The organism is Armatimonas sp., assembly GCF_031410135.1.
Classification (GTDB): domain Bacteria; phylum Armatimonadota; class Armatimonadia; order Armatimonadales; family Armatimonadaceae; genus Armatimonas.
On record NZ_JANNYP010000355.1, the window covers coordinates 1 to 7,488 of the forward strand.

The 7,488-nt window shown below is 58.8% G+C and carries 6 protein-coding genes; 4 read left to right on the forward strand and 2 right to left on the reverse strand.

Annotation, left to right across the window (positions count from 1 at the left end; translation table 11 throughout):
• The 4 genes from RMO15_RS13030 to RMO15_RS13045 form a co-directional block, all read left to right on the forward strand.
• The coding region (locus tag RMO15_RS13030) for an ankyrin repeat domain-containing protein (protein ID WP_309713168.1) at nucleotides 1-1,369 on the forward strand (1,369 nt) is incomplete at its 5' end.
• Entirely contained in the window at nucleotides 1,370-2,503 is a 1,134-nt protein-coding gene (gene moeB / locus RMO15_RS13035; protein WP_309713171.1) for a molybdopterin-synthase adenylyltransferase MoeB, read from the forward strand. It abuts the gene before it with no gap.
• Nucleotides 2,504-3,703: a cytochrome c3 family protein gene (locus tag RMO15_RS13040; RefSeq protein WP_309713174.1), complete on the forward strand. Its 1,200-nt coding sequence runs from the start codon at nucleotides 2,504-2,506 to the stop codon at nucleotides 3,701-3,703.
• Nucleotides 3,703-4,488: a carbon-nitrogen hydrolase family protein gene (locus RMO15_RS13045; protein WP_309713176.1), complete on the forward strand. Its 786-nt coding sequence runs from the start codon at nucleotides 3,703-3,705 to the stop codon at nucleotides 4,486-4,488. The genes RMO15_RS13040 and RMO15_RS13045 overlap by 1 nt, the downstream gene beginning before the upstream one ends.
• 83 nt (nucleotides 4,489-4,571) lie before the next feature.
• Here the strand turns inward: RMO15_RS13045 and RMO15_RS13050 are convergent, their stop codons facing one another.
• Nucleotides 4,572-5,210 (reverse strand): hypothetical protein, encoded by a 639-nt coding sequence (locus RMO15_RS13050; RefSeq protein ID WP_309713180.1) that lies wholly within the window; start codon nucleotides 5,208-5,210, stop codon nucleotides 4,572-4,574.
• Nucleotides 5,211-5,708: 498 nt separating this feature from the next.
• Nucleotides 5,709-7,488, reverse strand: a 1,780-nt coding sequence (locus RMO15_RS13055) for a hypothetical protein (protein ID WP_309713182.1), incomplete at its 5' end; no start/stop codon positions are given.

Below are 7,488 nucleotides of genomic sequence, written 5' to 3' on the forward strand. Positions count from 1 at the left end.
TTTTTTAGACACGGGGGCCGCCGTGAATCCGCGCGATGAGTGGGGACGCACGCCGCTCTGGTGGGCGGTGGATGAGCGCCGGTTCGAGATTGCGGAGCGCTTGCTCGCCTTTGGGGCCAACCCGGATCTTGGGGATGAAAAAGGCACGGGGCCTCTGCATCTTGCCATTCGCCGTGGGGACAGTGCTCTGGTCGAGCTACTCCTGCATCATGGAGCCACTCCGGAGGGACAAGCCATTGAAGATCGGCCCACGCCGCTGATGTGGGCAGTGCGGCGCGGCGATGCGGCTCTTTGTGACCAGCTCCTTCGGGCAGGCGCAAGCACGGCGACGCGAGACCGCTGGGGCCACACGGCGATTTTCTATGTGCGCTCTGGGACGGCCAATCATGTCCTCCCGTTGCTTTTAGAGGCGGGCGCCTCGCCCACAGAAAGAGCAGGCGATCAGGATACGGTTCTGCACCGCGCTCTCCGGGTGGGTGATGAGCGGCTCTGGAAGGCACTCGTGCCCGGCGACGATCTCCCTGACTTTCTCACGCTCCGGGGCCGCGCCGATGACACCCTGCTCCATGCGGCCTGTGAGGGGGGGAGCGCCAAGCTCGTGGCGGCGCTGCTGGATGGGGGGAGCCTGCTCAGTGGACGCAATGCCTTTGGGCACACGCCGCTCTTAGTTGCACTGACTGCGGAGCATCTGCGCGTGACGACTCTTCTCACCCAAGCGGGGGCTAGCATTGGTTTTCTGGAAGCGATTGCCATGGGAGATGCCTCACGCGCCACCGAACAGTGGCCGCGCCCTGGCACAATTCTAGATGCGCCAATCGCCGGTCAGGAGACCTCGCTGATGGGGACGATTGCCCGAGGTCGCGCGGATCTAGCGGAGGTCTTGCTCAATGTGGGGGCATCTCCCAACGCGGGCACCTACACACTAGGAACACCGCTGGATGTCGCCGTGCTGACCGATCAGCCAGAGCTAGCACGACTGCTTCTTGCACGCGGAGCCGATCCGAAACAGATGCGCCATGTCAAATCCGAAGAGCTACGGGAGCTTCTGGGGGAGCTTCCTGACTTGCTCCCAATTGCCCAGACACGTCTGGAGCACGCGCGTGTGGACACCGCTGCCCTCTATGAAGCTGCCGTGATGGGCGATGATGCCCTGCGCTTCTTGCTCCTCTGCGGTGCGGACATAGACACCCGCGACGATAACCAAGAGACCGCACTGATCCACGCCGCCCGCGATGGGGATGTTCCCGCCGTCCAGCGCCTACTCTCGTTTGGTGCCAGTCCTGCGGGGGCACGTGCCGTCGCTACCACACGGGCGGGTGTTCTTGCACTGCTCCCACTCGCCGATGACTACCTGGAAGGCGCACCGTGAATGGATGAACTCTCTCCTCTAGAGCGTGATCGCTACGCTCGCCATCTTCTCCTGCCTGAGATTGGCTCGGCGGGACAGCTTCGACTGGGACAAGCGACGGTTGCAGTGGTGGGAGCGGGGGGGCTGGGGTGCCCTGTGCTTCAGTATCTGGCGGCAGCGGGCGTGGGGACGATCCGTGTCATTGACGATGATTTGGTGGATCGCTCCAATCTCCAGCGCCAGGTGCTCTACACCGACGCCGATGTCGGAAAACCAAAGGCAGAGATCGCCGCTCAGCGCCTTCGGGCACAGAACCCACTGATTTCGGTAGAGGCGCATGCCATCCGGTTAATGGCACACAATGCTCATGAGCTGCTCGCTGGGGCAGACGTGATTGTCAATGGGGCGGATAACTTCCCGACGCGGTACTTAGTTAGTGATGCCAGCGTGCTCCTGGGGATTCCCCATGTCCACGGGGCGATCCACCGCTTTGAAGGCGAGGTCAGCATCTTTCTTCCCAAAGGCCCGTGCTACCGCTGCCTGCACCCCAACCCGCCCGCGCTGGGGACGGTTCCCTCGTGTAGCGAGGCAGGAGTACTGGGCGTGCTCCCAGGGCTGGTTGGGACGCTCCAGGCCACCGAGACTCTGAAGCTAATTCTTGGGATTGGCTTGCCTCTTGTGGGCCGCTTGCTTCTGCTTAATGCCCTGACCCTGCGCTTCCGCGAGCTACGCCTGCCACGAAACCCGAGCTGCGCTGCCTGTGGTGAGTCGCCTGGCATCCGTGCTCTGACAGACACCGGCGAGGTACAATGCGCCTCAGGAGAGAGTGTAAAGAAAATGAACGAGATAACCCCTGTTGAACTGAAAGCCAAGCTGGATCGTGGCGATAACTTTTTACTGATTGATGTGCGTGAGCCCCATGAGTTTGAGCTATGCCGAATTCCCACGGCGCAGCTCATTCCTTTGGGAACAATTCCCATGCGCATGGGCGAACTTGACTCCGATGCAGAGATCGTGCTTCAGTGCCGCAGCGGCAAGAGGAGCGCGGATGCGTTGCTGTTTTTACAGGCAAATGGCTTTACCAATCTGACGAATCTTAAAGGCGGGATACTTGCCTGGGCAGACGATGTGGACCCGACGATCGTGAAGTACTAAATGAAACGCCTGATCTTTGCCTTGGCAACTCTCGGATTTTTGCTCACGACTTTTGGTTTTGCAAAACAAGAGAGCTTGCCGACGCTGGATCAGACGCAGTACGTGGGATCGGAGAAGTGCGCCTCGTGCCACCAGAGCTACTATGACACCTGGAAAGACTCGCCGCACAATAAGATGATCCGGCCCGTCGTCGCCGATGGCCCGAACAAGACGGTTCTGGCGGACTTTAGCAAGCCCGATCCCAATCGGCCGTTTGAACTCAACGACGTGAAGTGGGTGATTGGGCACCGCTGGAAGCAGCGCTTTATCGGCGTGGTCAATGGCGAGGAAGTCGTTTTCCCGGCGCAGTGGAGTATCCAGGAGAAGAAGTGGCAGGCCTACACGGGAAAATCAGACTGGTGGTACCCACAGCACCCGGACTGGAAGACGCGCTCGAACTTCAAGCTCTGTGCGGGCTGTCACAGCACAGGGGTCTCGGCGCAAACTCAGACCTGGACGGAGCTCAATATCACCTGTGAGAGCTGCCACGGCCCCGGAAAAGTGCATGCGACCCAGCCGACAAAGGGAAATATCGTCAACCCCGCGCGTCTGTCTGTCGAGCGCTCACTGGAGGTCTGTCTGGCGTGCCATCAGGCAGGCAAGCCCAAAGGCACGGCGGACTATGCTTGGGCGGTGGGCTACCAGCCGGGCAAGGTTCTCACGGATTTTTGGCAAGGCTTTGAGCCAGAGCCGGGCAAGCAGACGGCAGAGTTCTGGGGCAATGGAACCGCCCATAAAAACCGGGTACAGGGCAATACCTACACCCACAGCAAGATGCACGGCTGGGGAATCCAGTGCTCGAACTGCCACGACTCCCACGGCTCGCGCAATGTCTCCATGACAATCAAGTCGGCCCAGACCAATGCACTGTGCGTCACCTGCCATGGGCCGGGTCGGTTTGCGGGACCAACCTACACGAGTATCACCGAACACTCGCACCACGCGCCGGTGAGCACCGGGAGCCAGTGCATCGGCTGCCACATGGCTAAGACGGGCGAGAACTCGGTGGGGGCGGAGTCGCGGGATCATACGTTTAACTTTGTCTCACCGTCGGTCTCGCTTGATGGTAAGACGCCCAATAGCTGCAACGCGTGCCACAAAGACAAGCCAACGGAGTGGGCGCTGGACTACGTGAAGAAGTGGTACCCCAAGCTAAAGTGATGCGCGAGGTTACTGTTGCAACGGTTTGTCTGCGGGCCGAGTGTGATGTCGAGGCTAACCGGCAGACTTTTTTGCGCTATCTACGCGCCGCCAAGACCCAAGGTGCCGAGCTCGTGCTCTTTCCCGAGGCGGCACTCCAGCAGAACCCCGGCTGGGGCTACATTTCTCACGTCCCCACCGTTGAGGAGAAAGCCTATGTCGCCCGAACCGCTGAGCCCATCCCCGGCCCGAGCACGGACTGGCTCCAAGAACACGTCAAAGACCTAGAGCTTCATGTGATCTTTGGGATGACGGAACTCGGCACAGGGAGCGAAACAGGCAAGCTCTACAACACGAGTGTCTTTCTTGGACCTGAGGGCGTGCTGGGCCGCTACCGAAAGCACCGGCTCTGGGACGAAGAAACCGGCGGCAACGAGCACTGTTTCTGGAGCTACGGCGAGCAGGCAGGGCTTGTGGTGGACAGCCCGTTTGGCAAGGTCGGCATAATGATCTGTGTGGAGATGTCCCACGGCTACGGCAAGCGCCTCGCCGAGGCGGGAGCCCAGCTCATCGCCACGATCTCGGCGTGGACGGGCGATCACGGCTGGCTCTTTGAGGAGTACGCCGCCCAAAACGCGATTGAGTCGGGCTGCTGGCATGTGATTGCCAACCAAGGCGGCACGGTCGGGCAGACCTGGGACTACGGCCACAGCCGTATTGTCGCCCCGGACGGCACGCTGATCGCCAGCACCGGCAAAGACGAAGGCATGGTTGTGGCTAGGATTTCCCTTTCCTCCTGTGACTGAATCCATCCCTTCCCCATCCCTGAACCCATCCCCCCGGCCCCCTTCCCAGTGCCAGGGAAGGGGGAGATCGGGGTGGGGGTTTTCTATGGTAGGGTGGTGCGGATGGGGTGCCCGGTGGGGAAGAGGCTTCGGATGAGCTTGCGGTAGGCGCTAATATCGGCGCGGATACTCTTCCCGAGGTTGCGAAGGTCGCCCTGCGCTTCTTTGATGTCGTTGATGGCTTCCTGTAGGTCGTTTAAGGCGGTGCCAAACTGCGCCACATCCGGGGAGAACTGTGCACGGGTGGTGCCGTTGGAGAGCCTAGTGGGCAGGCTGAGTGCCGGGTAGTCAGCGGGGTTTGCGGTATCGAGGCGCGTCCAGATCCCGTCGAGGTCTTGGAGGACTTTGCCCCACTTGACAGCAGCGGCGGTGGTGGCGGGGATCTTGGGGAGCATTTTCACAAACGTACTGCCAGGGGTGCTGGCACGAACGTAGGCGGTAAAGAGCGAGGCGCTGCTCTGAAGCGGCCCTAATGTGCTGTCGCGGGTCTGCATGGCGCTCTCCATGTCGTTGGTGCGTGCGATAACGGTGTCTTGCGCCGCTTTTGCCGCGAGAGAGCTGTCGGTAAAGCCGCTCTGGGTAGTGCCTTCCGGTAGTACAATCGCGCGTCCGAGGGCTGTCTCGGCATTGTTCCAGTGATCGGCGTAGGCATGTGCCTTTGCAGCAAGATCAAACTTTCTCATGGTCAAACCTCCGTGAATATTATATCAATGGTCGTTTTCTTTATCAATAGTCACTTCTCTAATAATTAAATTTCATAGAAAATTTCTATTTTAAAATCATAAAACATCACTATTAAATATAAAAATATTAATAATTTCTATTATCATATTATGATATTTTATTTAATTATCTGCATGTTGTATTTAATTATTTGTTTATTTTAAAATTTTATTTATATAATTATTGATTTTACAAGCCCAGGACGATAAATGTCCGGCTATGGGGCGAGCAAGTCGCCGCGCTTCGCGACCAATCTCACAGGACGCACCAAAATACCGACGAGGAACGAGGAGGCGGCACGAAGTGCCCCATAGCCCGACGATCTCCGTCGCGGATTGCAGGACGTTCACCGTCCACGCGAAATGCCCCATCCACGCGAAGTGCTCCCCGTTTACTCAAAGCTCACCTTGGGGAGCACCGTCACAATATCCACCGTCTAGGCACTGACATTGATCACGCTACCCTGCGGCGTGCACAATCGGGCGCTTGCCGGGATCGGGCTGGTTGCGGCGCAGAATCTCGTGGGTGAGCGGGGCGATATCGCCCTCACCAAAGAGAACGAAACGCACGAGAAAGACCATTGGGTTGGACTCAATCCAGTTGAAGTAGACATGCGGGCGGCGGTTGTGGCGCTTCTGAACGTCGAGCAAGATCGCCGCGATAGCATTGGGAACGGCGACCCCGTGACAGCGGAGCACCCAGAACCCACCGACATCAATGCCCTCTACCCGAAGTGTTGAGGAGAACGAGGAGGAGTCCGGGACGTAGATCTCTAGGAAAGCATCGCGCTCCCCTTCCGGGAAGTGGTGTGTCCATGCCGCGTTGCGTGCGGCAAGGCTATACTCCGCCACATCGCGCTCATCAGGATGGTTGGCGATAAAGCGCACTTCGGGCTGCAGGGCCATCTGAGCGAGCATCTCCAGCGCTTTCTCATCGAACTCTATCTTATCTACGCGCAGCTCGGTGACGCGCCAGACGCGGGAGATCAGCGACAGAACAATAATGATCCCAATAAAGAAGCTGGCGATCTTGAGGCCGTCGCTACGCTCGATGATATTGACAACCGTCGTGTAAGCAAAGATCGTCGTGATCACGCCAAAGGCAATCTTAAGCCCGTGCTGGCCTGCCTTGTGCGCGGCAATGGTCACGGCCACGGCGGCGCTAGTCATGAGCACCAGAACGCCTGTGGCATAGGCACCACCCTGGGCATCCACATCGGCCTGGAAGATCAGTGTCACGGCGACCGCAAGGACCATGTAGACCACGACCAGCGGCCGGTTGGCGCGTGTCCACTCAGGAGCCATGCCGTAGCGGGGGAGATAACGCGGGACGATATTCAGAAGCCCCGCCATCGCACTTGCGCCTGCGAACCAGAGAATTAAGATCGTGGAAATATCATAGATCGTGCCAAAGCCGGGGCCAAAAAACTTCTCCGCAAGAAAGGCCAGGGCGCGACCATTGGCCGTGCCGCCTTTTTTTAGCGCATGGATCATGACATGGTCTGAGCGACTCGGGTCATCGGTAATGGTGATCTTTACCTCGTCGGTGTCAATGCCATTGACCTTCACAGGAACGGAGAACTCAGACTTGCCCTCCAGATACGGCTTTAGTGGAACCGAGACGTTCCAGACCGGCTCCTTCACATAGGCACTATCGGGGTGGATAGAGAGTAAGACCGTTCCCTCTAAGTGCGTTTTATCCACGCTCTTCTCCGCGACCATCTTGGGATAGAACTCGTGGGCGGGGATCAGGAGAGCTGTCACAAAACTGGACGCGAGCAGGTAGCAGCTCATGATCGCGGCGGCGGAGAAGAGCAGCTTGCGCGTGTTGGCGACGCGACCCTTGGGGTTGGCATCGGTGTCGTCTTTGTCGCCCTGCACCAGAGGCATCACGGCAACGCCCGTCTCAAAGCCCGAGAGTCCCAGAGCCAGCTTGGGAAAGAGCCCTAGAGCGGCCACGAGAATCAGACCGATACTCCCATGAACGGCGAAGGGCTTGCCAAAGAGCTGTGGCCGTGCTGCCAGTAGCATCTCTTGGAAGTCTCTCTGATGTTTGGGCAGATCCGCCAGCAAGAGCTGGACGCCATGGCCAATGACCACCGCATTGAGAGCCAAGTACGCCAGCGTGAGAACAACCGCAATCCCCACGGCTTCCTGAAAGCCTTTGAGAAACACGGCCCCGAGCAAGAGCAGCAAGAAAAGCGTGATGCCTACCTGCCAGGCAGTCGGGTTGTGCTCC